General features: G+C 59.0%; 23 protein-coding genes. 7 read left to right on the top strand and 16 right to left on the bottom strand.

Features of this window, described 5'->3' with window-relative positions:
- Positions 1-209: 209 nt before the first annotated feature.
- Complete coding sequence (locus MDHKLMBL_RS16815; protein WP_008173252.1) at positions 210-1,985, bottom strand: acyl-CoA dehydrogenase C-terminal domain-containing protein; 1,776 nt, start codon at positions 1,983-1,985, stop codon at positions 210-212.
- A gap of 170 nt (positions 1,986-2,155) precedes the next feature.
- Here MDHKLMBL_RS16815 and MDHKLMBL_RS16810 point away from each other — a divergent pair, with 170 nt between their 5' ends.
- Entirely contained in the window at positions 2,156-2,899 is a 744-nt protein-coding gene (locus MDHKLMBL_RS16810) for an SDR family oxidoreductase (RefSeq protein ID WP_053114195.1), read from the top strand.
- Positions 2,900-2,978: 79 nt separating this feature from the next.
- Here MDHKLMBL_RS16810 and MDHKLMBL_RS16805 read toward each other — a convergent pair whose 3' ends face one another.
- Both MDHKLMBL_RS16805 and MDHKLMBL_RS16800 read right to left on the bottom strand, forming a co-directional pair.
- Complete coding sequence (locus tag MDHKLMBL_RS16805) at positions 2,979-3,617, bottom strand: ChrR family anti-sigma-E factor (protein ID WP_053114198.1); 639 nt, start codon at positions 3,615-3,617, stop codon at positions 2,979-2,981.
- Complete coding sequence (locus MDHKLMBL_RS16800; protein ID WP_053114200.1) at positions 3,614-4,213, bottom strand: sigma-70 family RNA polymerase sigma factor; 600 nt, start codon at positions 4,211-4,213, stop codon at positions 3,614-3,616. The genes MDHKLMBL_RS16805 and MDHKLMBL_RS16800 overlap by 4 nt, the downstream gene beginning before the upstream one ends.
- A gap of 239 nt (positions 4,214-4,452) precedes the next feature.
- On the opposite strand from MDHKLMBL_RS16800, the gene MDHKLMBL_RS16795 reads away from it, so the two are divergent.
- Positions 4,453-5,490 carry an AraC family transcriptional regulator gene (locus tag MDHKLMBL_RS16795; protein WP_053114202.1) on the top strand — a complete coding sequence of 346 codons (1,038 nt, stop codon included), beginning with the start codon at positions 4,453-4,455 and terminating at the stop codon, positions 5,488-5,490.
- Positions 5,491-5,496: 6 nt separating this feature from the next.
- Here the strand turns inward: MDHKLMBL_RS16795 and speA are convergent, their stop codons facing one another.
- The gene (gene speA, locus MDHKLMBL_RS16790; protein ID WP_053114204.1) at positions 5,497-7,407 is read right to left on the bottom strand and encodes a biosynthetic arginine decarboxylase; all 1,911 of its coding nucleotides are present in this window, start codon (positions 7,405-7,407) and stop codon (positions 5,497-5,499) included.
- A gap of 211 nt (positions 7,408-7,618) precedes the next feature.
- On the opposite strand from speA, the gene speE reads away from it, so the two are divergent.
- Entirely contained in the window at positions 7,619-8,500 is an 882-nt protein-coding gene (speE, locus tag MDHKLMBL_RS16785) for a polyamine aminopropyltransferase (protein ID WP_008173265.1), read from the top strand.
- A 74-nt stretch (positions 8,501-8,574) separates the two neighbouring features.
- Here speE and MDHKLMBL_RS16780 read toward each other — a convergent pair whose 3' ends face one another.
- Entirely contained in the window at positions 8,575-9,858 is a 1,284-nt protein-coding gene (locus MDHKLMBL_RS16780; RefSeq protein ID WP_008173267.1) for an ammonium transporter, read from the bottom strand.
- Positions 9,859-9,931: 73 nt separating this feature from the next.
- Positions 9,932-10,270, bottom strand: coding sequence for a P-II family nitrogen regulator (gene glnK / locus MDHKLMBL_RS16775; RefSeq protein ID WP_008173268.1), 339 nt, complete (start codon positions 10,268-10,270; stop codon positions 9,932-9,934).
- Positions 10,271-10,651: 381 nt separating this feature from the next.
- Between glnK and MDHKLMBL_RS16770 the strand changes: the two genes are divergently transcribed.
- The 3 genes from MDHKLMBL_RS16770 (at position 10,652) to trmB (ending at position 13,306) form a co-directional block, all read left to right on the top strand.
- Complete coding sequence (locus tag MDHKLMBL_RS16770) at positions 10,652-10,906, top strand: accessory factor UbiK family protein (RefSeq protein ID WP_008173270.1); 255 nt, start codon at positions 10,652-10,654, stop codon at positions 10,904-10,906.
- Between the two features lie 63 nt (positions 10,907-10,969).
- On the top strand, positions 10,970-12,502 hold the full coding sequence (locus MDHKLMBL_RS16765; RefSeq protein WP_053114206.1) for a YifB family Mg chelatase-like AAA ATPase: 1,533 nt from the start codon (positions 10,970-10,972) through the stop codon (positions 12,500-12,502).
- 72 nt (positions 12,503-12,574) lie between these two features.
- Entirely contained in the window at positions 12,575-13,306 is a 732-nt protein-coding gene (gene trmB / locus MDHKLMBL_RS16760) for a tRNA (guanosine(46)-N7)-methyltransferase TrmB (RefSeq protein WP_008174166.1), read from the top strand.
- 17 nt (positions 13,307-13,323) lie between these two features.
- On the opposite strand, the gene MDHKLMBL_RS16755 is transcribed toward trmB, so the two are convergent.
- The 10 genes from MDHKLMBL_RS16755 to MDHKLMBL_RS16710 all read right to left on the bottom strand — a co-directional run bounded on the left by MDHKLMBL_RS16755 (position 13,324) and on the right by MDHKLMBL_RS16710 (position 22,458).
- Positions 13,324-13,857, bottom strand: coding sequence for a hypothetical protein (locus MDHKLMBL_RS16755; RefSeq protein WP_008174168.1), 534 nt, complete (start codon positions 13,855-13,857; stop codon positions 13,324-13,326).
- Positions 13,857-15,023 carry a radical SAM family heme chaperone HemW gene (hemW, locus tag MDHKLMBL_RS16750; protein ID WP_039882032.1) on the bottom strand — a complete coding sequence of 389 codons (1,167 nt, stop codon included), beginning with the start codon at positions 15,021-15,023 and terminating at the stop codon, positions 13,857-13,859. The genes MDHKLMBL_RS16755 and hemW overlap by 1 nt, the downstream gene beginning before the upstream one ends.
- A gap of 5 nt (positions 15,024-15,028) precedes the next feature.
- The gene (rdgB, locus tag MDHKLMBL_RS16745; RefSeq protein ID WP_053114208.1) at positions 15,029-15,628 is read right to left on the bottom strand and encodes an RdgB/HAM1 family non-canonical purine NTP pyrophosphatase; all 600 of its coding nucleotides are present in this window, start codon (positions 15,626-15,628) and stop codon (positions 15,029-15,031) included.
- 6 nt (positions 15,629-15,634) lie between these two features.
- Positions 15,635-16,090, bottom strand: a complete 456-nt coding sequence (locus tag MDHKLMBL_RS16740) for a DUF4426 domain-containing protein (protein WP_008174175.1) — start codon at positions 16,088-16,090, stop codon at positions 15,635-15,637.
- Between the two features lie 2 nt (positions 16,091-16,092).
- A complete protein-coding gene (gene metW, locus MDHKLMBL_RS16735) occupies positions 16,093-16,692 on the bottom strand; it encodes a methionine biosynthesis protein MetW (protein WP_008174176.1) in 600 nt (199 codons plus the stop codon).
- Positions 16,689-17,837: a homoserine O-succinyltransferase MetX gene (gene metX, locus MDHKLMBL_RS16730; protein ID WP_053114210.1), complete on the bottom strand. Its 1,149-nt coding sequence runs from the start codon at positions 17,835-17,837 to the stop codon at positions 16,689-16,691. The genes metW and metX overlap by 4 nt, the downstream gene beginning before the upstream one ends.
- A 206-nt stretch (positions 17,838-18,043) precedes the next feature.
- Positions 18,044-20,008, bottom strand: coding sequence for a dynamin family protein (locus tag MDHKLMBL_RS16725; protein ID WP_104271535.1), 1,965 nt, complete (start codon positions 20,006-20,008; stop codon positions 18,044-18,046).
- A 243-nt stretch (positions 20,009-20,251) separates the two neighbouring features.
- Entirely contained in the window at positions 20,252-20,836 is a 585-nt protein-coding gene (locus MDHKLMBL_RS16720; RefSeq protein ID WP_008174183.1) for a YggT family protein, read from the bottom strand.
- A gap of 22 nt (positions 20,837-20,858) precedes the next feature.
- The gene (proC, locus tag MDHKLMBL_RS16715; RefSeq protein WP_014575886.1) at positions 20,859-21,692 is read right to left on the bottom strand and encodes a pyrroline-5-carboxylate reductase; all 834 of its coding nucleotides are present in this window, start codon (positions 21,690-21,692) and stop codon (positions 20,859-20,861) included.
- Between the two features lie 61 nt (positions 21,693-21,753).
- Positions 21,754-22,458, bottom strand: coding sequence for a YggS family pyridoxal phosphate-dependent enzyme (locus tag MDHKLMBL_RS16710; protein ID WP_104271533.1), 705 nt, complete (start codon positions 22,456-22,458; stop codon positions 21,754-21,756).
- A 140-nt stretch (positions 22,459-22,598) separates the two neighbouring features.
- Here MDHKLMBL_RS16710 and MDHKLMBL_RS16705 point away from each other — a divergent pair, with 140 nt between their 5' ends.
- Complete coding sequence (locus tag MDHKLMBL_RS16705) at positions 22,599-23,633, top strand: type IV pilus twitching motility protein PilT (RefSeq protein WP_008174189.1); 1,035 nt, start codon at positions 22,599-22,601, stop codon at positions 23,631-23,633.
- Positions 23,634-23,638 lie beyond the last annotated feature (5 nt).

Genomic DNA, 23,638 nt, shown 5'->3' with positions numbered 1-23,638 from the left:
GACCGCACAGACAAAAAAGGACCATAAAAAAAGCCACGCAGGGCGTGGCTTTCAAAGTGCCCAGTCCGACGGGGAGCTGGGCGGGACTAGTTCAGAGACACTAATCAACTTGATCATTATCAATGGCCAGTGCATTCACCTGAAGGTCACAAGCTGTCATTGATCGGTCATTTCCGGCCAGGCCTTGGGAGCACTGGCCGGATAGCGGATCACGCGGCCCAGTGGTCGTCCGAGAACGCCATCAGGCTGTCCTTGCCACTCTGAATGTCACCCAGCAGCCAGTCGACTTCCGGAAGCAGCCTTTCAAAGTAGAAGCGGGCAGAGACAACCTTGCTCTCGAGCAGGGGCTTGTTGCCTTCGCCGGCGGCAAGCTGTTCGTTGGCAACGTTTGCCATCCTGGACCAGAGGTAACCGATGACCGTCAGCGCCATCAGGCGCAGATACGGTGTCGCGGCGGCGCCCGCCTGCTCCGGATCTTTCGGTGCGTTGCTGGCCAGCCACATGGTGGCTGTCTCAAGCGCCTTCATGGCGTTTTTCAGCTCTTCACGGTGCGGCGCTTCCGGATTGTCCTTCAGATATCCGCTCAGGGTGCCAAAGAGGGTGCGCACCAGCTGGCCGCCTTTCAGACTCAGCTTGCGGCCCACGAGGTCCATGGCCTGAATGCCGTTGGTGCCCTCGTAGATCCTGGCGATCCGGCCGTCACGAACCAGCTGCTCCAGCGGCCAGTCGGTGGTGAAGCCCGAGCCACCCAGTACCTGCAGCCCGGTGTTGGCGTTGTTGAAGCCTTCGTCTGTCAGGAACGACTTCACCACCGGGGTAAGCAGTTGAACCAGATCGTCCGCGGATTCCCGGACGGTCTCGTCTGGATGGGCGACAGAGAGATCCAGTTGGTGGCCAGCAAACAGGGCCAGAGCACGCATACCCTCGTTCAGAACTTTCTGGCGCATCAGCATTCGGCGTACATCCGGATGCACGATGATCGGGTCAGCGGGACCATCGGGGTTCTTCGGGCCGCTCAGTGAACGGCTCTGCAGGCGCTCACGGGCAAAGCCGAGGCTTTCCTGGTAGGCCATTTCGGCCAGGCCCAGGCCCTGCATACCAACCATCAGGCGCGCCTCGTTCATCATGGTGAACATGGCACGCATACCATCGTTCGGCTCGCCGACAAGCCAGCCTTTGGCGCCCTCGAAGTTCATGACGCAGGTTGCAGAACCCTTGATGCCCATTTTGTGCTCAAGGCCGCCACAGAAGGCCGGGTTTCGCTCCCCGGATTCCGGCAGGAACTTGGGTACCACAAACAGGGAAATGCCCTTGGTGGTATCCGGCGCGCCGGGCAGCTTGGCCAGAACCAGATGCACGATGTTGTCCACCAGGTCGTGTTCGCCCCCGGTAATCCAGATCTTGGTACCTTCGATGGCGTAGCTGCCGTCATCGTTCGGGTTGGCGCGGGTGCGAATCAGGCCAAGATCTGTGCCGCACTGGGGTTCGGTCAGGCACATGGTGCCGGTCCACTCGCCGGAGATCAGTTTTTCCAGATAGATGTTTTTCAGTTCGTCCGACCCGTGTGCGTGCAGGGCACTGATGGCGCCATGGGTCAGGCCCGGATACATGCCCAGGGAGAGGTTGGTGGAGCAGACCATTTCGTCCACCACGAACTTCAGGGTGTGGGGCAGGCCCTGGCCGCCGTATTCAAGCGGTGCGTCCAGCGCTGTCCAGCCGCCCTCAACGAACTTCTTGTAGGCATCCTTGAATCCTTCGGGCGTTTTCACCGAGCGGGTCTCGGGATCGTAGGTACAGCCTTCCCGGTCGCCGACCTGGTTGGTGGGCTGGATGACTTCTGCGGCGAGCTTGCCAGCCTCGTCAATAACCGCGGAAATCAGATCCGGGGTGGCATCTGCGTATTTTTCCAGCTCATGCAGCCGGTCTGCGCCCAATACATCAAACAACAGAAAGCGAAGGTCATTCGCCGGAGCCTGGTATTGCATGGATACTCTCCTAGGTGCGCCGTTTTAACGGGAGCGCTGCAGCATTCGGCAGCGACCCGAAGATAATTTGAACACTGGTTTCATACGCCCGTTTTAATGCGCTGGTTCACCGTTTTGGCAGTCTGGACGATAGAATTTTCGTATGTCCTCCCGAACCAAGGAGGTATCAAATGAAACAAGTGTTGATAGCCGGGGTTTCCGGCGCAATCGGTGGCGCTTTGGCAAGCCGGTTGCTTGAGCGTGATTCCCAAACCAGGGTGATCGGGTTGTGCCGTGATCCGGAGAATGCGCCGGACGCTTTGCGCAGCCATCAGCGCATCACTTTGCTGCCCTGGGATGCCGAAAGCAGTGCCGCGCCCGGTGCGATTGCCGAGGCACTGGAATCGCTGCTAAACAGGGAGGATGGGATTGATAGCTTTATTTATGCCGCGGGGCTGCTTCACGGGCCGGATATGTTCCCGGAGAAGCGCCTTGAAGACCTCGATCCGCAGAGTATGGCGCGTGCGTTTGCCGTCAACGCAACCGGTTTCGGATTGCTGACCCAGGCGCTATTGCCATGGCTGCGACATCGGGCATTCAAACGGGTGGTGGCTATTTCCGCCAAGGTTGGCTCGATAACCGACAACGGGTTTGGCGGCTGGTATGCCTACCGGAGCTCCAAGGCGGCGCTCAACATGCTGGTGCGTAACCTGTCCATCGAATTACCCCGGCGATGCAAACCGATAGCTTGTGTTTCGTTGCATCCGGGCACCACTGAGTCGGCGTTGAGCGAACCGTTCAGCCAATCTCTCGCCAAGCTTAACGTGCATACTCCAGAGGAGACGGCTACCAACCTTCTGGAGGTGCTCGATGGACTGGGGGAAGACGATAACGGAAAGTTTCTGAGCTGGGATGGTACAGAGCTGCCCTGGTAGTTCGGGCAACCCTGGTGTCGGCTACAAAAAAGGGGCGATTTCCATCGCCCCTTTTTCGTGTCCGTCATTCGGCGGAAGGTTACCGAATAAAGGGATTGAGCATCCGGGTAAAGGTGCCCGTGAGCTTCACCGGAGCACTCAACACGGAGAGTGTTATACAGTCCTCGCAACCAACCGCTACGGGCTTGTGTTCGTCCTCATCGTTCAGGACCACGAAATCCCACTGGTTAAACACCCCTTTCTGGTCTGCAAACGCACCCTGAAGGACGATGGTCGTTTCCTCGCCGCGATGCGTGTGGGCAGGCGCTTTGCCGCCGGCAGCGAGTTTCTGGAGTACAACCTGTTCTTTCTGACCGGGGAACCGGTCGGTGATGTCCAGGACGCTCACATCACCCAGCTGGCGCTTCCACGGCAAGCTGTTGAGATCTTCACCCAGTAGCTTCTGCAGGGCGCTGACCCTCGGGGCAGCCGCTGCTGCCGGCTCAGCTGCCGGCTCGCTGTCGATCTTTGAAAGAATGCTGTCGAACATGCTTTCAGAGACAGTCACCTTTGGCTGCTGCTCCATCATCACAGCCCCAAGGCTATCAAGCGTGTCCACACGGCTGCGGCAGTGGGAACACTTGTCCAGGTGGAGCTTGATGCACAGGGCATGGGGCTCGCTCAGGTTACCTGCGCTGTACTCCATCAGGCTCAGGCTGTCGGGATGGTGCCGTGTCATACGTTCTGGTCCTGCAAAATCACTTTCAGTTTATTCAATGCCAGGCGAACCCGGCTTTTCACGGTGCCAAGAGGAATGTCCAACTCGTCCGCAACCATCTGGTGCGACTTGTTTTCCATGTACACTTTGGCAATGACCGTAATCTGTTCTTCCGGCAGATGACTCAGGGATTCCCTGATTCGCCGTTCGGACATGAGACGGTGCAAAGAAGTGACCGGCTCGTTTTCGTTCTCACCCGGAATCTGCCAAAGGTCTTCTGTCTCGACCGGCATTTCAGCACTGGTACGCTGCATCTTTCTCAGCATATCGATTCGCTGGTTCCGGGCGATGGTGAAAATCCAGGTTGATGCCGCCGCCTTGCGCCAGTCGTAGAGGCATGAGCGTCTCCAGATCGACACGAATACTTCCTGCACGAGCTCTTCCGCATGACTCGCCAGACCGTTCGCCATGGCGTAGTACTTGATTTGCGGGCCAAAATGCTCGAACAGCGCGTGGTACGCCTCGCGATCCTGGTGCTTGCCCACTTTCTGCAGCATCTGGCTCCACGGGTCCTTTCGGCCCTCGGAACTGGCTGGCTTCTGATCCAGTGTGGTCACCGGACGCTCCTTGACAGTCGCATGATTTGAGCTTGTTCTGGTCATCATTCTATGCACTCGTCCCGGTTTTGTCAGTCGCAAGATTTACGGAGTGGTTTACGCGTTGGATCTGCCGGTCCGAAAAAAATGCAAAAAAGCTGGCGCCAGAGACGGTTGCCGGTCGTCTCGCCGGTAATTGCCGGAACAGCCCGAGCGGTCTAGTCTGAGCAATAAACCGAGACCGGAAGAAAACCATCCCCATGAATGCACCCGGCATTTCCGGAAATTTGCCCGTTATCCGGGCGCACTATGCGGATATCCTCTGCCAGTTGGCGGAGGATCGGGGCCTGCAGCGTGGGCGGTTGCTGTCGGCCGCCGGAATCCGTCCGTCCATGCTTGGACACCCGGACAACTTCATCACGGTTGATCAGTTCAGCGCCCTGTGTCGGGAAAGCCTGGCGCAAAGCGGTGATCCTGCCCTGGGGCTGGAGTTCGGCAAACGACTGAAGTTTACCACCCACGGTTCCCTCGCCCAGGCTGCCATCAGTTGCGACACCCTGGAGCAGGCGCTCACCGTGTTGATCAAGTATTTCCAGATCCGTTTTGTTTACATGAGGCTGTCTTTTTTCGTGGAGGATCGTGAGGCGGTCATCCAGCTGGATCTGGCCCACGGAATCGAGGAGCTATACCGTTTCAATGTTGACGTGGTGATGGCGTCGTTGATGGATGTAAACCTTTTACTGTTCGGTCAACGACTCCTGGACGGCGGCCGCTGCCTCTTAGACTTTCCGGAGCCCGGAGATGTCTCAGCCTATCGGCAGCTGTTTGGCAGTCAGATCTCGTTTGGCAGCGGTGTGAACCAGTTAAGGTTCAGGCGGGTGTTTCTGGACTCGCCCATGTCCCTGTCGAATCCGGTGACACGCCGGATTGCCGAGGCCCAGTGCGAAGAGGAAATGCGATTTATCGAAGGAGCAACATCGGTAGCCGACAGGGTGATGCGCCTGCTTGAGACGGGACGGAGTCAACGCTTGCCGGCTCTGGAAGACGTGGCCGAGCACCTGCAAATATCCACGAGGACACTACGCAGGCAGCTGGCAGCGGAAGGGGTCCGTTTCCAGCAGTTGCAGGATTCCCTGCGCCACCGCCGAGCGTTGGAGCTGCTGCGGCGCAATGAGCTGACCATCGACGAGATTGCCGACGCCCTCGGCTACAGCGACCCTTCCAACTTTGGCCGGGCCTTCCGAAAATGGGAAGGCCTCTCGCCCAGCGCCTGGCGTCGGACGCACCAGAAACCCTGACTCTGGCTATTCTTCCAGGTAGGTGTAGCCATCAAGACCGGCGGCCAGCTCCGCCAGCAGCGCTGACTGGGTCTCCGGCGCCAGGGTGGAGGCGGCGAACTTGCGTCGGTAGGCCTCCACCAGGGCATCCGGTTCAAAGTTCACATAGCGCAACACCTTGGCTACGGTATCGCCGGTGATGGGGTCGCTGATCTCGTAGCCACCTTCTGCCGTCAAGCGGACATCCACGGAATGAGTGTCGCCGAACAGGTTGTGCATGTCCCCCAGAATTTCCTGATAGGCACCGGTCATGAAAAAACCCATCAGCAGCGGTTCGCCGGTCTTTTCTTCAGGTAGAGGCAGGGTGGTCTCGGTGCCCTGGCCATCCACGTAACGATCGATTCGTCCGTCCGAATCGCAGGTGATGTCCTGGATGACGGCGCGGCGGTTCAGCGGCCGGTCCAGGCCGTTGATCGGCATCACCGGGAAGATCTGGTCGATGCCCCAGACATCCGGCAGTGACTGGAACAGGGAGAAATTCACAAACAGCTTCTCGGCCAGTTTCTCATTGAGCTCGTCGATGATTTCCCGGTGGGCCCGGTTGCTGCTGTCCAACTGATTGCGAAGCAGGCGGCAACAGCGGGTGTACAGCGTCTCCGCATCTGCCCGTTCCTGCAGAGAGAGCACGCCGTGGGCAAACTGCGCATGGACGTCGGCCATGGCATGCAGGACGTCGTGGTAGATCTCGGCCAATGAACGCGGCGTGTTGGTATCCTGCAGGCTGTCGAGATCGCGCCAGAGGTCGTGCAGTGGCGCGGAGGCGTTATCGTCTGGTTGTTCCGGCGTCCGGTTTTCCGGTGCTTCGCGGTCGATCACGTTGGTTACCAGCACCGAATGGTGGGCGGTCAGGGCCCGGCCGGATTCGCTGATCAGGTCCGGGTGGGGAATGCCGTGGCGATCACACTCCGCCTGCAGAACATGCACCACGTTATAGGCGTATTCGTAAACGCTGTAGTTCATGGAGCAGCTGCTGCGGGAGCGGGTGCCCTCGTAGTCCACACCCAGGCCGCCGCCGATATCCACCGTGCCCACCGGAGCGCCCATCTGGCGCAGTTCACTGTAGAAGCGGGCACATTCCCGGAGACCGGTCTGGATGTCACGGATGTTGGCAATCTGGGAGCCAAGATGGAAGTGCAAAAGTTGCAGGGTGTCCAGGGCACCCGCCTCGCGCAGGGTGTCGACGACATCCAGGACCTGGCTGGCAGACAGTCCGAATTTCGACTTTTCACCACCTGTGTTCTGCCAGTTGCCCTTGCCGATGGTTGCCAGACGCGCCCGCACGCCGATCAGGGGCGAAACGCCCAGGCTTTTTGCCTCCTCCAGGATAAGTGGCAGTTCGGATTTTTTCTCCACCACGATGAACACCCGGTGACCCAGGGTCTGGCCGATCAGGGCCAGGCGGATGTACTCCCGGTCTTTGTAGCCGTTGCAGACGATCACCGATCCCGGTTGCTGTGACATCGCCAGCACCGCCATCAATTCCGGCTTGCTGCCTGCTTCGAGGCCTATCTGCCCTTTAGAGGCAGCGGGCTCGGCGGCCAGCAGTTCCTCGACCACGCGGCGTTGCTGGTTGACCTTGATCGGGTAGACCGCTGTGTAACGGCCCTGGTAGGCATGTTCTTCTGCGACCTTGTTGAAGGCATTGCACAGTTTGTTGACGCGGTCGTGGAGGATATCAACGAAGCGCACCAGCACCGGCAACTGAATCCCGGAGTCGGTCAGTGTTCGGGTCAGCTCCGGCAGGTTGATCCGTGCCGGGCTCTGGCCCCGATCCGGACGAATCAGTACCTGTCCCTGGTCGTTGACACCTATGTAGCCATCGCTCCAGTGGGCAATGTTGTAAACCTTGTGGGCCGGGGTGGCGCTGGCTTCGCTCATGCTTGCTATCCTGTCAGGAAACACTGGCCGGCAGGGAATTGTTCGGCAGCCGGCTTCTGGCCGACATTGTATGGATTCCCGCCACGGGCTAAAAGAACCGGGCAGGGAAAATATCTGGCCGGTTGCCGCGATTATCGCTTTAGCTCACGGTAAGGCGTCCCTACAATACGCCCTTTTAACACAGCCCATGGCCCACATCGGGAGGCAAGACATGACAGCACTCAATGACGGCTGGTTTACCGAGGTATTCCAGGATCAGGGGACAGCGTTCTCCCTTCAGGTGAAAAAGAAGCTCCACGAGGAGCAGACACCGTTCCAGAAACTGGAGATCTACGAGACCGAGACCTTCGGCAACCTGATGGTTCTGGACGGCTGCGTGATGCTGACCACCCGCGATAACTTCCTGTACCACGAAATGATGACCCATCCGGCCCTGTTCACCCACCGGGACCCCAAAAAGGTGGTGATTGTCGGCGGCGGTGACTGTGGCACCCTGAAAGAGGTGCTCAAGCATCCGGGCGTTGAGGAAGCCTGGCAGGTGGAAATCGACGAGCGGGTAACCCGCATGTCGGAAAAATATTTTCCGGAGCTTTGCGAAGCGAACAGTGACCCGCGCGCCAATTTCTTCTTCGGAGATGGTATCCAGTGGATGCGGGACATTGAGCCGAACAGTGTCGACCTCATTATTATCGACAGCACCGATCCTGTCGGCCCGGCCGAAGGCCTGTTTGCCCTGGATTTTTACCGGGATGCCATGTTGGCGCTTCGAGAAGGCGGCATTATTGTCCAGCAGAGCGAATCACCGCTGCTGCACACCGACAGCATCATCAAGGGCATTCACGAGGACATGCGTAAGGCCGGATTCGAGCATGTGCAGACCATGCCATTCCCGCAACCGGTCTACCCCACCGGCTGGTGGAGCTGCACCATGGCCAGCAAGGAAAACCCGATCAAATACTTCCGCGAGGAAGATGCCAACAACCGGCCGTTCGTGACCCGATACTATAATTCCGGGGTTCATCACGGTGCCCTGGCGATGCCCCAGTTCATGGTGGATGCACTGGAAGATGAGGTCCGTCCGGAAGAAGGTTAAGGGGAAAGCGGGCAGACAAAGCAGACAAAAAAAGGGCGCCAGATGGCGCCCTTTTTCGTTGCTCGTGTCAACGATTACTGCTTGCCGCTGACAAACTCCGGATAGGCTTCCATGCCGCACTCGGACAGATCCACACCTTCGTACTCGTCTTCCTCGGAAACCCTGATGCCCATGACGGCTTTCAGGATGCCCCAGACGATCAGGCTGGTGACGAACACCCAGATGAAGATGGTGAGCATGCCGACCAGCTGACCCATGAAGGTAGCGTCTGCGTCGGACAGGAGAACCGCGAAGATACCCCAGATACCCACCACGCCGTGGACAGAGATGGCACCGACCGGGTCGTCAATGCGCAGCTTGTCCATGGTTACGATGGAGAAGACAACCAGGGTGCCGCCAATGGCGCCGATGATGGTGGCCAGCAGGGGAGAAGGATCCGCCGGCTCTGCAGTGATGGCAACCAGGCCAGCCAGGGCACCGTTCAGGGCCATGGTCAGGTCCGCTTTGCCGAACATCAGGCGTGCCACGATCAGGGCGGCAATCAGGCCACCGGCTGCAGCTGCGTTGGTGTTCAGGAACACGTTGGCAACTTCGTTGGCGACACCGATGCCACCCAGCTTCAGGGTGGAGCCGCCGTTAAAGCCGAACCAGCCCATCCAGAGGATGAAGGTACCAAGCGTTGCCAGGGGCAGGTTGGCGCCCGGGAAGGCACGGATTTCGCCTTTGGCGCCGTACTTGCCTTTACGGGCACCGAGGAGAAGAACGCCTGCCAGGGCCGCTGCTGCGCCTGCCATGTGAACGATACCGGAACCGGCGTAGTCGCTGTAGCTCAGCTCGTACATGCCGAATACCGCGTCGCCGTTCCAGGTCCAGGAACCCTGCATCGGGTAGATGAAGCCACACATAACGATGGCGAAAGCCAGGAAGGCCCAGAGCTTCATGCGCTCAGCCACGGCGCCGGAAACGATGGACATGGCGGTTGCAACGAAAACAACCTGGAAGAAGAAGTCAGAAGCGCCACTGTATTCGCCCATGTCGCCGAAGCCGGCTTCAGTGGAGGCTGCAATAACGCCCGCGATCGCTGCGTCGTCCATCTCGGCAACGGTTGTTACACCGCTCAGGAAGATACCGCCGTCGTACATGATGTCGTAGCCGACAATCAGGTACATGGTACAGGCGACCGCAAACAGGGCCACGTTCTTGGTCAGGATTTCAGTGGTGTTCTTGGCACGCACCAGGCCGGCTTCCAGCATGGCAAAGCCAGCGGCCATCCACATGACCAGGGCACCGCAAATCAGGAAGTAAAAGGTATCCAGCGCATACTGGAGTTCAAAAATGTGATTAAGATTGCTTTCCATATGAAGCCCTCCGCACGAGGCTTTTCAGGTTATAAATTTTTTTGCGTTGGCTGATCGAAAAATCAGAGCTGGTTCAGACCGCTTCTTCGCCGGTTTCGCCAGTCCGGATCCGGATGGCTTGAGCCAGTTCAGTCACGAAGATCTTGCCGTCACCGATCTTGCCGGTGTTGGCCGCCTTGGTGATGGACTCGATAACTTGGTCCAGAAGGTTGTCGCCGATAGCAACTTCCACCTTCACCTTGGGCAGGAAATCCACCACGTATTCCGCGCCACGATAGAGTTCTGTGTGGCCTTTTTGCCGACCGAAGCCTTTGACTTCAGTGACGGTTACGCCTTGAACGCCAATCTCGGATAATGCCTCACGGACATCGTCCAATTTGAAAGGCTTGATGATCGCTGTCACAAGTTTCATTGCTTTCTCCTTGGTAAAGCCGTCTCAACAGTGAGGGCCCGTCGGCCGGTTGTTGAGCTCGGGATGCTGCCACCTCGCACACCAATCGTGCGGATTGCGTACGAGAGCTTTAGCATCGGGTATGCCAACGCAAAAAAATATATTTAAAACAACAGGCTACGATATCCGCGTACCAGAATGGCGCAAAGTTGTGCACCAAAATGAAGCGGGTAGCCGGCCAGTGAGCCAAATTGGAGCGGGCTGCCTGACCGTTCGACCGCTATTATAGGGCCGACCGCCTACAGTATGGCAGGGGCTGCGGTGTGATACACTCCTGCAAACCGGTAACAGGCCCTCTCTTTTAGTCGAAGCCGGATATTTCAGAAATGTGTGAGGTGATGTGTGAAAGGTCCACAGGATATTTTTGCTCAGCTGCAGGGCCAGTTTGGCCAGTTTGTACCGGACATGGCCCGCGCTGCACGGGAAGATTTTGAAACCCAGGCCCGGGCCACCGTGATGTCCGTCCTGTCCCGCCTGGAGTTGGTAACGAGGGAAGAGTTCGACGCCCAGCAGGCGGTCCTGCTGAAGACCCGTGAAAAGGTGGACGCACTCGAGAAGCGGGTAGCCGAACTGGAAAATTCCCTGCCAAAACAGTAAACCACGGACACGCCCGGCAGGACGCCGGGCAAGCAGTTCCGGTCATTACCATGGAAGGTTGTCATGCTTGCTATCGTTCATTCCCGCGCCACCATTGGCGTGTCGGCGCCCGCCGTTACCGTTGAAGTCCATCTCTCAGGCGGCTTGCCTGCGCTCTCGATTGTGGGGCTGCCGGAAACCGGTGTAAGGGAGAGCAAAGAGCGTGTTCGCAGTGCCCTTCTGAACGCCGGGTTCGAGTTCCCCGCCCGGAGAATCACCATTAATCTTGCCCCTGCCGACTTGCCCAAAGAGGGTGGTCGCTTTGATCTGCCTATTGCCCTGGGCATTCTGGCGGCCTCGGGCCAGATTCCGGCCGAGAGCCTTTCGGACTGCGAATTTCTCGGCGAATTGTCCCTTGATGGTGCATTGAGGCCGCTTAAAGGCGTGCTGCCGGCGGTATTAGCCGCCCGGCAGGAGCAACGAAACCTGCTGGTTCCCCAGGGCAATGCCGAGGAGGCGGCCCTGGCCAGCCAGGGTGACGTTCTGGCTTCCGGCCACCTGCTGGCCGTGTGCGAGCACCTGAGTGGCCGCGCCCGCCTGGTGCCGGTGCCCAGGTCCTCGCTGGAACAGGCGCCGGGCAGCAACAGGGAAGTGCCGGACCTGTCGGATGTCCGTGGTCAGCGAGTTCCCCGCCGTGCACTGGAAGTGGCTGCGGCAGGCAGCCACAATCTGCTGTTCTTCGGCCCACCGGGAACCGGCAAGAGTATGCTGGCCAGTCGTTTGCCCGGCATTCTTCCGGGGCTGGATGATGGCTCCGCCATGGAAGTCGCCAGCGTGCATTCGGTGGCCGGGCTGCCGATTCGGGCCGGGGGCTGGCGCCAGCCGCCTTTCCGGGCGCCCCATCATACCGCTTCAGCGGTGGCCCTGGTGGGCGGCGGCAGCAGCCCCAAGCCCGGAGAAATCTCACTGGCTCACCGGGGCGTACTGTTTCTCGACGAGTTGCCAGAGTTTGAACGCCGGGTGCTGGAGGTCCTGCGTGAGCCGATGGAAACCGGCGAAATCTCGATCAGCCGGGCAGCACGGCAGGTGAATTTTCCGGCGCGATTTCAGGTCGTGGCTGCAATGAATCCCTGCCCCTGTGGCTACAGTGGTCATCCCACCATCGAGTGTCAGTGTACGCCGCAACAGGTTACCCGTTACCGGTCGAAAATTTCCGGCCCCCTTCTGGACAGGTTTGATCTGCATGTGGAGGTGCCTGTGCAGGGTGGCGACGTATTGATGCAGTCGGGCGGGGATGGCGAAACCAGCGCCACCGTCCGGGAGCGTGTCCTGATTGCCAGAGCCCGGCAATCAGAGCGGGGTTGCCTGAATGCGGCCTTGTCCGGGCGTGCGTTGCAGGCTGCGTGCCGGCTGGATCGCCAGGGCGAGCAGTTGCTCACCGGTGCCATGGAAAAGCTGGGGCTTTCGGCCCGTGCACTGCACCGCATATTGCGAGTTGCCCGAACGCTTGCCGATCTTGAAGGCAGCGAGGAGCTACGACAGAGCCATCTGGTTGAGGCTCTGGGTTACCGGCAGCTCGACCGACAGCAGGGCCGCAACTCGGTGGTCTCCGCCTGAGCGACAACACTCTGGTAAACTGTTGGCAAATCCCGTTAACCATGACCCGCTGCCTGCGGTTAAGGATTGCAGATGACAGACCATAAAGAACCGCAAGATCCCAAAGAGGCCGCCGATTCGCCGGTCACCACCCGTCGCGGTGTGCGCAGCTTTGTTTTGCGCCAGGGCCGGATGACGGAAGGCCAGAAAAAGGCGTTCGAGCGGAGCTGGCCGAAGTACGGGCTGACCCGTGAGGACGGAATGATTGATCCCAGGGAAGTGTTCGGCCGCGACAACATGCTGAACCTGGAAATCGGTTTTGGTATGGGGCGGTCCCTGGCCGACATGGCTGAGGCCGCTCCCGAACAGGATTTTATCGGGGTTGAAGTTCATCAGCCCGGTGTTGGCGCGTTGCTCAAGGAGATCGAGGACCGTGGCCTGGAAAACGTCCGGATTTACAGTATTGATGCCAACGATGTGATTGACCTCTGCCTTCCGGATGCGTGCCTGGATCGCGTGATGGTGTTCTTCCCCGATCCCTGGCACAAGAAAAAGCATCACAAGCGCCGGCTGATCCAGCACGAGTTTGTCCAGCGGGTTCGTCACAAGTTGAGGGTAGGCGGCATTCTGCACCTGGCGACCGACTGGGAGAATTATGCCGAGCATATGCTCGAGGTGATGAGCGAGTCCGAGGGCTTTGCCAACACCCAGGAGACCGGTGGCTATTCACCGCGCCCTGACGACCGTCCAATTACCAAGTTTGAGAAGCGGGGCGAAACCCTCGGTCACGGTGTCTGGGACCTGTTGTTCTATCGCACCAATTAAGAGGCGTTGATCGGGGGTCAGTGATGCGCGAGCGGGTGGCGCCGTGACGCCCGGATGATGACCAGCCCGGCGATGCCGAGCGTGAGCGCCGTGAATTTGATGAGTGCGCATAGGGTTGCGGACAGGCTCATCTCATCGGTGGGCGGGTTGAAATTGTTCAGCAACAGAATGTTCTCTGCACCGTCGCTCAGGCCGGCAGTTGCGAACAGGGCCCGTACCCAACGGGCACCCACCCGCTCGCGAATGCCGGGGCGATCACGGGTAAAGTGCCGGGTAAGATGAATCAGGGCCAGCATGTAGGCAGGAATGAACAGGAAGTCCAGCCACAGCGAAACCTTCGCCCAGGCAACCCCTTCGCTTCCCCAGCTGCGAAAAATGGCGTGGGCCTGATCGGCAGTCCCGGCCAGCTGATAGCTCACGATACCCTGGGGTGCTGATGCCGTCTGCAGAGGCTGGTTGACCATAAGCAGAGCGAACAGCAGCACGGCAGCCACGACCAGGCTGGCTTTCAGGCTTTTGGGAAATGCTGCCACTCCGTGTGCAGGGTCCATTACAGAAAACGCTCCAACAGGCTGTTAAGGTATCTCTGGCCCAGGTCGGTTGCCTGGAGTCGATCGCTTACCAGCAGCTTTTCATTCCGCAGTTGTTCAAGTTTTACTCCAACTGTTGTCAGGGGTAAACCCGTTCGTTCAGAAAAAAGGCTTTCATCCACTCCTTCTTTCAGTCTGAGGGCGTTCATCAGGAATTCCAGCGGCAGATCGTCCACGGCAATCGCATCAGAACCGGCCGTTCGGCTGCCGATCCGGTTCAGGTAAGCGTCCGGCTGCCGGGTCTTCCAGTATCGCCTGATACCCCCGTCCACCAGGCTGATCTTGCCGTGGGCCCCAGCCCCGAGGGCCAGGTAGTCCCCGAACGTCCAGTAGTTCAGATTGTGACGGGAGGCCCTTCCCTGGAGGCTCCAGGCCGAGACTTCGTAATCCTCGTAGCCGTGTTGGTGCAGGTAATCGGAACCCCGGCGATAGATGTCCCAGAGATGATCGTCGTCGGGCAGTTCTGGCGGACGGCTGTAAAACTCGGTATTGGGCTCGAGGGTCAGCTGGTACCAGGAGAGATGCGGTGGTTTGTAGTCCAGGGCAGTCTGGATGTCCTCAAGTGCCTGCCCGGGCGTCTGGCCCGGCAGACCGTGCATCAGATCGATATTGAAGTTATCGAACCCGGCACGGCGAGCGGCGCGTATGGCCCGGTGGGCGGCATCGGCATCGTGAATGCGCCCCAGCGTTTTGAGATGGTCGGGATTGAAACTCTGGACCCCGATGGACAGACGGTTGATGCCCGCTGCCCGGAACGCGTCGAACCGGCCGGCTTCGAGCGTGCCGGGGTTGGCTTCCAGGGTAATTTCGGCATTTGTGGCGAAGGCAAGGCGTGCCCGCAGTTCCCTGAACAGGCGATCGTAGAAGTCGCCGCTCATCAGGGACGGAGTGCCGCCTCCGATGAACACGGTCTCTATTGGTCGATCGGTGGCAAAGGCCAGGTCCTGGTCGAGATCTTCGAGCAGAGCCTGCAGATAGGCGGATTCCGGGATTGTCCCGGTGAAAGCGTGGGAGTTGAAGTCACAGTAGGGGCACTTCCGCACGCACCAGGGTACGTGAATATAGAGGCTCAACGGCGGCCTAACCGCCGCTGGCTGCTGATCGTCCCCGGGGCTGGTATTACTCAACTGTTTCAGGCCTCGGCCTTCAGCTGATCCAGCAGAATCTTAAGGGCGCGTCCGCGGTGGCTGATGCTGCCCTTTTCGGCGCGAGACAGTTCCGCCGCACTGCAGCCGTGCTCTGGTGCCAGGAACACCGGGTCATAACCGAAGCCGCCATCGCCCTGAGGGGATCTGAGGATCGAGCCCGGCCAGCGGCCATGGCAGATGATCGGGGTCGGGTCTTCGGCATGGCGCAGGTATACCAGCACACAGTGAAACTGGGCGCCCCGCTGCCCGTCCGGCACGCCCGCCATGGCGTCGAGCAGCGCGTCCACATTGTCCTGATCGGTTGCATCATCGCCGGCAAAGCGGGCAGAGCGCACGCCCGGACGGCCCTCAAGCGCGTCCACCGCCAGACCACTGTCGTCAGCGAGTGCTGGCAGCCCGGTTTCCCGGGCCGCGTGGCGCGCTTTGAGAATCGCGTTTTCTACAAAGGTGACCGCCGGCTCCTCGGCTTCACCGACGCCCAGATCGCCCTGGGCAATCGGCGTCATGCCAAGAGGTGCCAGGAGCTCGGTCAACTCGGCGATTTTGCCCTTGTTATTGCTGGCGATGACAAGTCGGTTGGTCATAGAGGCTTAATCGCTGAACAGTGTGTGAGCAAACCGTACCGCCAGGTCCTGCTGGTGTCCGGTAGGGCGTGCGGTAATATTGAAAGTCATCAGTTCGCCGGAGGAATACTGATACTCGGCAATAAAGTACACGGAGTCGCCCTCCTGGATGCGGCGGAACGCCAGGAAGCGCACCTGCTGGACATCGTTGGTTACCTTGCCTTCCACCTGGCCGCTCACCGGGGACATTGAGCCATCGTCGTTTTCCTCCATGATGGAGATATTGACGATGCCTATGCCCTTGCTCCGCTGAAGATTATTGGCCTGGGCGACTTCCGGAGCCAGGAAGGTGCTGGGCAGGACACTCCAGAGTACCTTGTAGTCTCCGAAATCCTTCGAGCCGGCCTGTGCCTGCAGGCTGAACAGGCCAATCAGCGTAATTGCCAGCAGCGTACGGAATGTGGAAAAGGTTTTTGCGATCATTGCTAGGTCTCCCGTGTGATTCGGTAAATGGCAATTTCGCCCAACAAGTTCGGCCAGAGACGAGCCAGCCAGCTGTTCTGGTGCTGGCCGTCAACCACCCGGCGGCTTTTGATCCTGATGCCTTTCTGACGGCACAGTGCCTCAAAATCCTTGAAGGTGCACAACCTTATGTTGGGCGTGTTATACCATTTATACGGCAGTGCCTCGGATTCGGGCATACGACCGCTCAAAGTCAGTCCCCAGCGCAATCGCCAATGAGCAAAGTTGGGGAAGGTCACGATGCCTTCGCTGCCAACCCGCAGCATTTCATCCAGTACCCTGTCAGGGCGCCGGACCGCCTGAAGCGCCTGGGTCATCAGAACAATATCGAAACTGCCATCTTCAAAGTTCCCCAGCCCCTGGGTGTCCAGGTTCTGTTCGATAACCGCCACTCCGCGGCCCATGCAGGCGGTGATGTGGTCCGGGTTAATCTCCAGGCCGAAGCCACTGGCACCCCGTTCCCGCTGAAGGAAATCAAGCAGAGTGCCGTCGCCACAGCCCAGGTCCAGAACATGGTGGCCGGGCTGAACCCACTGCTGGATGATTTCGAGATCCGGTCTCATGCGCCGACCTCCCGTGCTACCCGGTCCATGTAGGCGTTAAAGATGTCAGTGTACCGCGGGGTCGGAATCAGAAACGCGTCGTGTCCCCAGGGTGCGTCCACCTCGGCGTAGCTGACCTTTCTGCGCGCGCCAATCATGGCATTGACCATTTCTTCCGAGCGGGCCGGCGTGAAGCGCCAGTCGGTGCTAAATGACAACACCAGGTATTCGCAACTGGCCGCTGCCAGTGCTTTCGAGAGGTCGCCGCCAAACTCGTAGGCCGGATCAAAGTAGTCCAGGGCACGGGTCATCAGCAGGTAGGTGTTGGCGTCAAACGATTCGGAAAAGCGTTCGCCCTGATAGCGGAGGTAGCTCTCGACCTGGAACTCCGCGTCATAACCAAACTTGTAAGCCTGGTCACGGAGTTCGCGGCCAAATTTCTCGCCCATGGAGGCATCAGACAGATACGTGATATGGCCAACCATCCGCGCCAGCATAAGGCCACGCCTGGGAACCGTATCAAAGTCGTAATAGCGCCCCTCGTGAAACTCCCGATCAGAGGTTATTGCCTGGCGTGCCACTTCATTGAAGGCAATATTCTGGGCGGTCAATCGCGGAGTGGACGCAATCACCACCGCATGCCGCAGGCGATCGGGGTAGTCCAGGCTCCACTGCAGGGCCTGCATGCCGCCGAGGGAGCCGCCAACAACGGCCGCCCAGCATTGAATGCCGAGCCGATCTGCCAGCAGCGCCTGACTCTTGACCCAGTCGCCCACGGTGATAACCGGAAACTCCGGGCCAAACGGCTTTCCGGTTTCGGGATTGATGCTGTTGGGGCCGGTGCTGCCGTGACAGCCGCCCAGATTGTTCAGGCTGACAACAAAAAAACGATCGGTATCGATGGGTTTTCCGGGGCCGATACAGCTGTCCCACCAGCCGGGTTTGCGGTCCTCGGCAGAGTGGTAGCCGGCCGCGTGGTGATGGCCGCTCAAGGCGTGGCAGATAAGAACGGCATTGCTGGCGTCGGCATTCAGGGTGCCGTAGGTTTCCACCACCAGGTCGTAGTTTTCCAGGGACTGGCCGCAGGCCAGATCGATGGGAGCGTCGAAATGATAGGTCTGCGGGGAGACAATCCCGACAGAATCCGCAGGCAGGGTATCAGGCATCGGCGCGAATGGTTCCTGGTTCGATCCGTAAGTGTCTGGAAAAGCAATGACAAAGCCATCGCCAGCCCAGCAGTTTAAAGCCGGGGCGTGATGGCTGCAACCGCCTGAATGGTCGCGCTTGCGGGGCTTAGTGTCCCGTCTGGCTCATGCCTTAACCTACTGAGCTTCTGAAAAGCCGAAGGGCTCGGCATGAGCCAGACGGGACACTACACAGCGCCGGAGATGTTCACCACTTTTTGCTGGATCAGGGTGGGGGCCGGTTTGCGGATCTGGCGCTGCATCGCGTCGGCCAGTTCCAGTTGCCTGCGCAGGTCGGCAATGGTGTTGGTCAGGCGCAGGCGCTCGGTGCGGCTGTCCTTGTCGTTGCGGACCATATCGCGAAGGCGCCGGATCTGGTGCTCCAGAAGCTGCTTCTGCTCCATGGAATACTGCATGATCGGTAGCAGGGCTTCCGATGGCCAGCGCTCAACGTCCTGGCGTACACGGGCATGCAGTGTGCGGGCTTCGCCCACCATGACATTGAAGAAACGGCGAACCAGAACCGATTGCTCGGTGAGCAGATTCTTCGGACTGATGCGGAAGCGTCTCGCTTTTTTGCGCAACTCGCGGATGGCAATGACATGGCGCCCGGCCCGCAGCGGGATGGGCTCAAGGTGACGGGCCCGGTTGTCTTCGTTATAGCGACGGTAAATCGCGCCCACCATTTTTTCGGCCAGGTGCCCTTCGCTCAACAGGTTGGTCAGGTCGCTTTCAAGCAATTCGAAGAACTGGTCCATGGCGCGGTTCATGCCGGCCGTGGTCCAGCTCTTTGACATGCTGGTACGCACGCGTTCTGCGTGGGCTTCGAAGCGGTCCTCGCTCACCAGCTTCTTCAGCAGGTCGCCCTGGGAGTCCATGAGGCGACGGCTGGAGCGCAGGGTGATCAGCTTCTTGTAGTAAAAGTCGTAGTCTTTCTGGGCGCGTTCTGCGAGGCGGCCCAGCGCTGCCTTGTCCATGGTAACGCCCGCGCACGCCTGGAGTTCTTCCTCCAGGGATTCGAGGCGGTACTGCATGGCTGCCTGGCTGTTCTGGAGCATGCCTAGCAGGTCGTTGATCAGACTCTGGGTGATCAGCTGTTCCTTGTGCATGAGAATGCGCTGGATAATCAGCTGCTCAAGCTGATTGATATTGGAACGGTCAAACAGGTCGTTGTCTTTCTTTACCCTTGCGACCAGCCCCTGCTTGGCAGAAACCGGGATAACATCGTGCTGGCGCATGCCCAGGTGGTCGGCCGTATAACCGCGCACCCGCTCAATCGCCTCGTTGGTGTGGCGCTCGCCCTGGAGGTCATCCCAGAGCACGTCGATCTTGTTCAGCACGGCAAAGCGGCCGGCGCGATGATCGGCGTGCTGGGTGTCGATGTGCTCTTTCCAGATGGTCATGTCGCTGGCAGTCACACCGGTGTCGGCACTCAGCACAAAGATCACCGCATGGGCGCGGGGCAGCATGCTGATCGTCAGCTCCGGCTCGGAGCCAAGAGCATTCAGGCCCGGCGTATCGAGGATCCGCAGGCCGCGCTCGAACAGGGGGTGGCGGATGCTGATCTGTGCGTTCCGCCAGGCAGGTACAAGTACATTGCCCGGGTTGTTGCGATCATTCTCGAGCATGCCTTCGTCGAAGCCGAGTGCGCGAGCCTCCTCAGGTGGCACACTCTTGACGCGGGCAACCTCGGCAAGCACCTCCCGCATGATCTCAGGGTCGCGCTCATCCAGCTCATGTTTGACCCAGCGTTCCGGCTGCTTGCGCAACTGCTGCAGGGACAGTTCGCCGTTTCGGGTCTCGATGGGAAGCAGGAGCAGGTAGTTTTCATTGGCGCTGCGATCGAAGAACAGCTCCGTGGGGCACATGGTCGTGCGCCCCGCCTGAGACGGGAGCATGCGCTGGCCATACTCGGAGAAGAACAGGGCGTTGATCAGTTCGGTTTTACCGCGGGAGTATTCGCCGACAAACGCAATGGTCAGTTCATCCTCAATGAGCAGCTCCAGCCCGTGGCGTATGCGGGTGCTGACATCGTCGGAGAACAGATTGTTGTCCTGCAGCCACAACCGATACCTGCCGATCTGGCGGATCAGCTCTTTTTTCCAGTTGTGATAAGCCTCTACCTGCTGCGACAGAGTTCCCTGTTGGTTCATCGGATTTTCCTTCTGCGCGACTTCCTGGTATCCCGCTCAGAACGGGGTGCTCACGGGTGACGGATTAATTACCGTTAATACTATCCTGTTATTTCCAAGTTTGTGGCTGGGCCGGAGTGGAAGAAGTGGCCAAACTTGCCGGAAATTCAATAAAAAAGCTGCAAAATCAGTCACATGAATTTGCAGCTCGGGAATGATGGATTTCGTGGCTAAGTGTTACAAAGTGTATATTTGAGACGGGGTTTACATACCGAGCCCGATGGAGCCGAGGCCTGCGGCCATTTTCATGTGTTCAATCACCACTGAGATCACGTTCAGAATCAGGAAAACGATGATGGGTGACAGGTCCAGGCCGCCCATGGAGGGCATGATATTGCGCACCGGGCGCATGACCGGCTCGGTGATCTGGGCGACCAGCTGGATGGCCGGATGGCCGCTGCCCGGCGCGATCCAACTGACGACGACCACTGCAATTACCGACCAGAAATAGATCTTCACGATCAGGTCCAGTACGTTCAGTACCGCCCACACCAGCAGCGTAATCGGATTTATGGCCGGAATGCCGCCGTTCAGCGCCACCAGGATCAGGAAGAAGGTGATGCCCTGAATGATGACTGCAAGAACCAGCGAAGCTCCATCGAAACCGCCCAGGCCAGGAATAACCCGCTGTAGCGGGCGTAGCGGTGGATTGGTGGCCTTGACCACGAATTGAGTGATGGGATTGTAGAAGTCGGCCCTGGCCAGTTGAAGCAGGAACCGAAGCAGCACAATGGTCAGGTAAAAGGTGGATGCGATGAGCAGGATGGTAATCAGAATATCTGCCAGCATGAAGCCGTGTCTCCGTTATCGGTTACTGTTTGCCTGCCAGTTCTTTGGCCATTTCTTCCGAACGCTTGAAGGCGGCCTTGTACGCTTTGGCTACCAGATCGCGCATACCACCTTCCTCGAACGTGTTGATGGCCTGTTCGGTGGTTCCGCCAGGAGACATCACATTACGCTTGAGCTGGCCGGGATCGTGCTCGCTTCGACCGGCCATTTCCGCGGCTCCCGCCATGGTCTGGATAGCCAGTTCCCTCGCGGTTCCGGCGGCGATGCCAGCCTCGGTGGCCGCTTCCTCAAGCGCCTCAAGCATCAGGAAGAAATAGGCGGGGCCGCTGCCGGAGAGGGCGGTAACCGCGTGCAGCAGGTTTTCGTCCTCAACCCAGAGCGCTGACCCGATGCTTTCGAACACCGATTCCACCATCTTCTTCTGTTTGTCTTTCACTTCTTTGTTGGCAAACAGGCCTGCAGCCCCTTTGCCGACCAGGGACGGTGTGTTGGGCATTACCCGAACCATCGGCAGGCCGCCACCAAGCCAACCATCGAGGGTATCCGCTGTCAGGCCGGCGGCGATGGATACCATCAGTGGGCGAGTGTTCTGGACCACTGGTGCAATGTCGCGACAGACATCGGCCATGACCTGGGGTTTCACCGCCAGAACTACCATGTCAGCCTGCTGGGCGCAGTACCGGTTGTCTGTGGTGACGCTTACGCCAAAGCGCTTGCGGATTGTCTGCAGGTGCGCGTCATCCGGCGCGCTGACCCAGATATTGCCGGCCTTATAGCCGTTATCCAGCATACCGCCAATGATGGCGCTGGCCATGTTGCCGGCGCCAATAAAAGAAATGGTTGGTGATGTGCTCAAGGTTAACTCCCCGGTTGATCGGTTAAACGTCCGGCCCTGATCATAGCAGGAACCGGCCGGTTCAGCTCTTTACTGGGCGTTTGCCGAATAGGGCAGTGCCGACCCGTACCCAGGTGGCGCCTTCCGCAATCGCGACTTCCAGGTCGCCGGACATGCCTATCGACAGTGTGTCGAGTGGGCCGGCGTCGGGATGGTCTGACCGCAGCTGTTTCAGAGTATTGGCAAGTTTCCGGAAACTGGCTCTCAATCCTGCTTCAGGCTGATCCGGGTCCGGAATGGCCATCAGGCCTCGCAAGATGAGGTTCGGCAATTCGCCGATTTCGGCCACCAGATCCGGCAGCTCATCCAGAGTGCAGCCGGATTTGCTCTCTTCCTCATTAATATTGACCTGAAGACAGATATTCAATGGCGGCAGCGCAGGATCGCGCTGTTCGCTCAGGCGACGGGCAATCTTGAGTCGGTCGACGCTGTGCACCCAGGCAAAGGCGGAGGCCATCTGTCGCGTCTTGTTGGACTGGATCGGCCCGATGAAATGCCAGTCGACGCCCTCGAGATCTGAAAGCGCCTCGATCTTCTCGAGGGCCTCCTGGAGGTAGTTCTCACCAAAGGCCCGCTGCCCGGCAGCGAAGGCTTCCCGCAGGTCTTCCGGTGGTCGGGTTTTGCTGACGGCGAGCAAATGCACAGACCCGGGCGCACGGCCTGCCTGCAATGTTGCTTTTTGTATGCGTCGGGTTACGCTCCCGATGTTGTCTGCTATGCTGCTCATAGTGTGAGAATGCCACGCTCGGTCTGTCACTTGTACGGTGACACGTTACCCGCAGGTCACTGAAATGCCAAGTGAACCGCGCCGGGGCCCCGCCGGGCGGAAGCTACCGGGATAAAAGAAAAAGCCTTCCGAGGATTCCTATGGATATTACTGAACTGCTTGCCTTTTCGGCGAAACAGGGTGCGTCTGACTTGCACCTCTCTGCCGGTTTGCCCCCGATGATTCGTGTTGATGGTGATGTACGCCGCATCAACCTGCCGCCCATGGAGCACAAAGAAGTCCACGGGCTCATCTACGACATCATGAATGACAAGCAGCGTAAGGACTACGAGGAATTCCTGGAAACCGACTTCTCCTTCGAAGTTCCGGGCGTCGCCCGTTTCCGTGTTAACGCTTTTAACCAGAACCGTGGCGCAGGCGCCGTGTTCCGGACCATCCCTTCCAAAGTACTGACCATGGAAGATCTGGGTATGGGGCAGGTGTTCAAGGACGTGTCTTCAGTGCCCCGGGGGCTGGTTCTGGTGACCGGCCCGACCGGCTCGGGTAAGTCCACCACGCTGGCGGCGATGATCGATTACATCAACGACACCCGCTACGAACACGTTCTTACCATTGAAGACCCCATTGAATTTGTACACGACTCCAAGAAATGTCTGGTCAACCAGCGTGAAGTTCACCGCGATACCCTGGGCTTCAACGAAGCACTGCGTTCAGCACTGCGGGAAGACCCCGACATCATTCTGGTGGGTGAGCTTCGGGATCTGGAAACCATCCGCCTCGCGCTGACGGCGGCCGAAACGGGCCACCTTGTGTTCGGCACACTTCACACCACCTCTGCCGCCAAGACCATTGACCGTGTGGTCGACGTGTTCCCGGCGGAGGAAAAGTCCATGGTGCGGTCGATGCTGTCAGAATCCCTGCAGGCAGTTATATCCCAGACCCTGATGAAGAAAATGGGCGGCGGCCGGATTGCGGCGCACGAGATCATGATCGGTACGTCTGCGATCCGGAACCTGATCCGGGAAGACAAGATCGCGCAGATGTATTCGTCGATCCAGACCGGCGGTTCACTGGGCATGCAGACGTTGGACCAGTGCCTGGAGCGGCTGCTGCAGAAAGGGCTTATTTCCCGTGAAGCGGCGCGGGCCAAGGCCAAGATGCCCGATAATTTTTAACTGGT

The sequence above is a fragment of the Marinobacter flavimaris genome (assembly GCF_002933295.1).
GTDB lineage: Bacteria > Pseudomonadota > Gammaproteobacteria > Pseudomonadales > Oleiphilaceae > Marinobacter > Marinobacter flavimaris.
The sequence above is the reverse complement of the archived record's forward strand: the minus strand, read 5'-3'. Positions and strand labels throughout refer to the sequence as shown.

Coding starts and splice junctions, on each gene's coding strand:
- MDHKLMBL_RS16725 (WP_104271535.1), bottom strand. CDS start 20,008: ATGAACCAACAGGGAACTCTGTCGCAGCAGGTAGAGGCTTATCACAAC.
- rdgB (WP_053114208.1), bottom strand. CDS start 15,628: ATGACCAACCGACTTGTCATCGCCAGCAATAACAAGGGCAAAATCGCC.
- MDHKLMBL_RS16755 (WP_008174168.1), bottom strand. CDS start 13,857: ATGGACCCTGCACACGGAGTGGCAGCATTTCCCAAAAGCCTGAAAGCC.
- MDHKLMBL_RS16705 (WP_008174189.1), top strand. CDS start 22,599: ATGGATATTACTGAACTGCTTGCCTTTTCGGCGAAACAGGGTGCGTCT.
- MDHKLMBL_RS16740 (WP_008174175.1), bottom strand. CDS start 16,090: ATGATCGCAAAAACCTTTTCCACATTCCGTACGCTGCTGGCAATTACG.
- speE (WP_008173265.1), top strand. CDS start 7,619: ATGACAGCACTCAATGACGGCTGGTTTACCGAGGTATTCCAGGATCAG.
- glnK (WP_008173268.1), bottom strand. CDS start 10,270: ATGAAACTTGTGACAGCGATCATCAAGCCTTTCAAATTGGACGATGTC.
- metW (WP_008174176.1), bottom strand. CDS start 16,692: ATGAGACCGGATCTCGAAATCATCCAGCAGTGGGTTCAGCCCGGCCAC.
- MDHKLMBL_RS16815 (WP_008173252.1), bottom strand. CDS start 1,985: ATGCAATACCAGGCTCCGGCGAATGACCTTCGCTTTCTGTTGTTTGAT.
- speA (WP_053114204.1), bottom strand. CDS start 7,407: ATGAGCGAAGCCAGCGCCACCCCGGCCCACAAGGTTTACAACATTGCC.
- MDHKLMBL_RS16765 (WP_053114206.1), top strand. CDS start 10,970: ATGCTTGCTATCGTTCATTCCCGCGCCACCATTGGCGTGTCGGCGCCC.
- MDHKLMBL_RS16780 (WP_008173267.1), bottom strand. CDS start 9,858: ATGGAAAGCAATCTTAATCACATTTTTGAACTCCAGTATGCGCTGGAT.
- MDHKLMBL_RS16795 (WP_053114202.1), top strand. CDS start 4,453: ATGAATGCACCCGGCATTTCCGGAAATTTGCCCGTTATCCGGGCGCAC.
- trmB (WP_008174166.1), top strand. CDS start 12,575: ATGACAGACCATAAAGAACCGCAAGATCCCAAAGAGGCCGCCGATTCG.
- MDHKLMBL_RS16720 (WP_008174183.1), bottom strand. CDS start 20,836: ATGCTGGCAGATATTCTGATTACCATCCTGCTCATCGCATCCACCTTT.
- MDHKLMBL_RS16810 (WP_053114195.1), top strand. CDS start 2,156: ATGAAACAAGTGTTGATAGCCGGGGTTTCCGGCGCAATCGGTGGCGCT.
- metX (WP_053114210.1), bottom strand. CDS start 17,837: ATGCCTGATACCCTGCCTGCGGATTCTGTCGGGATTGTCTCCCCGCAG.
- MDHKLMBL_RS16805 (WP_053114198.1), bottom strand. CDS start 3,617: ATGACACGGCACCATCCCGACAGCCTGAGCCTGATGGAGTACAGCGCA.
- MDHKLMBL_RS16710 (WP_104271533.1), bottom strand. CDS start 22,458: ATGAGCAGCATAGCAGACAACATCGGGAGCGTAACCCGACGCATACAA.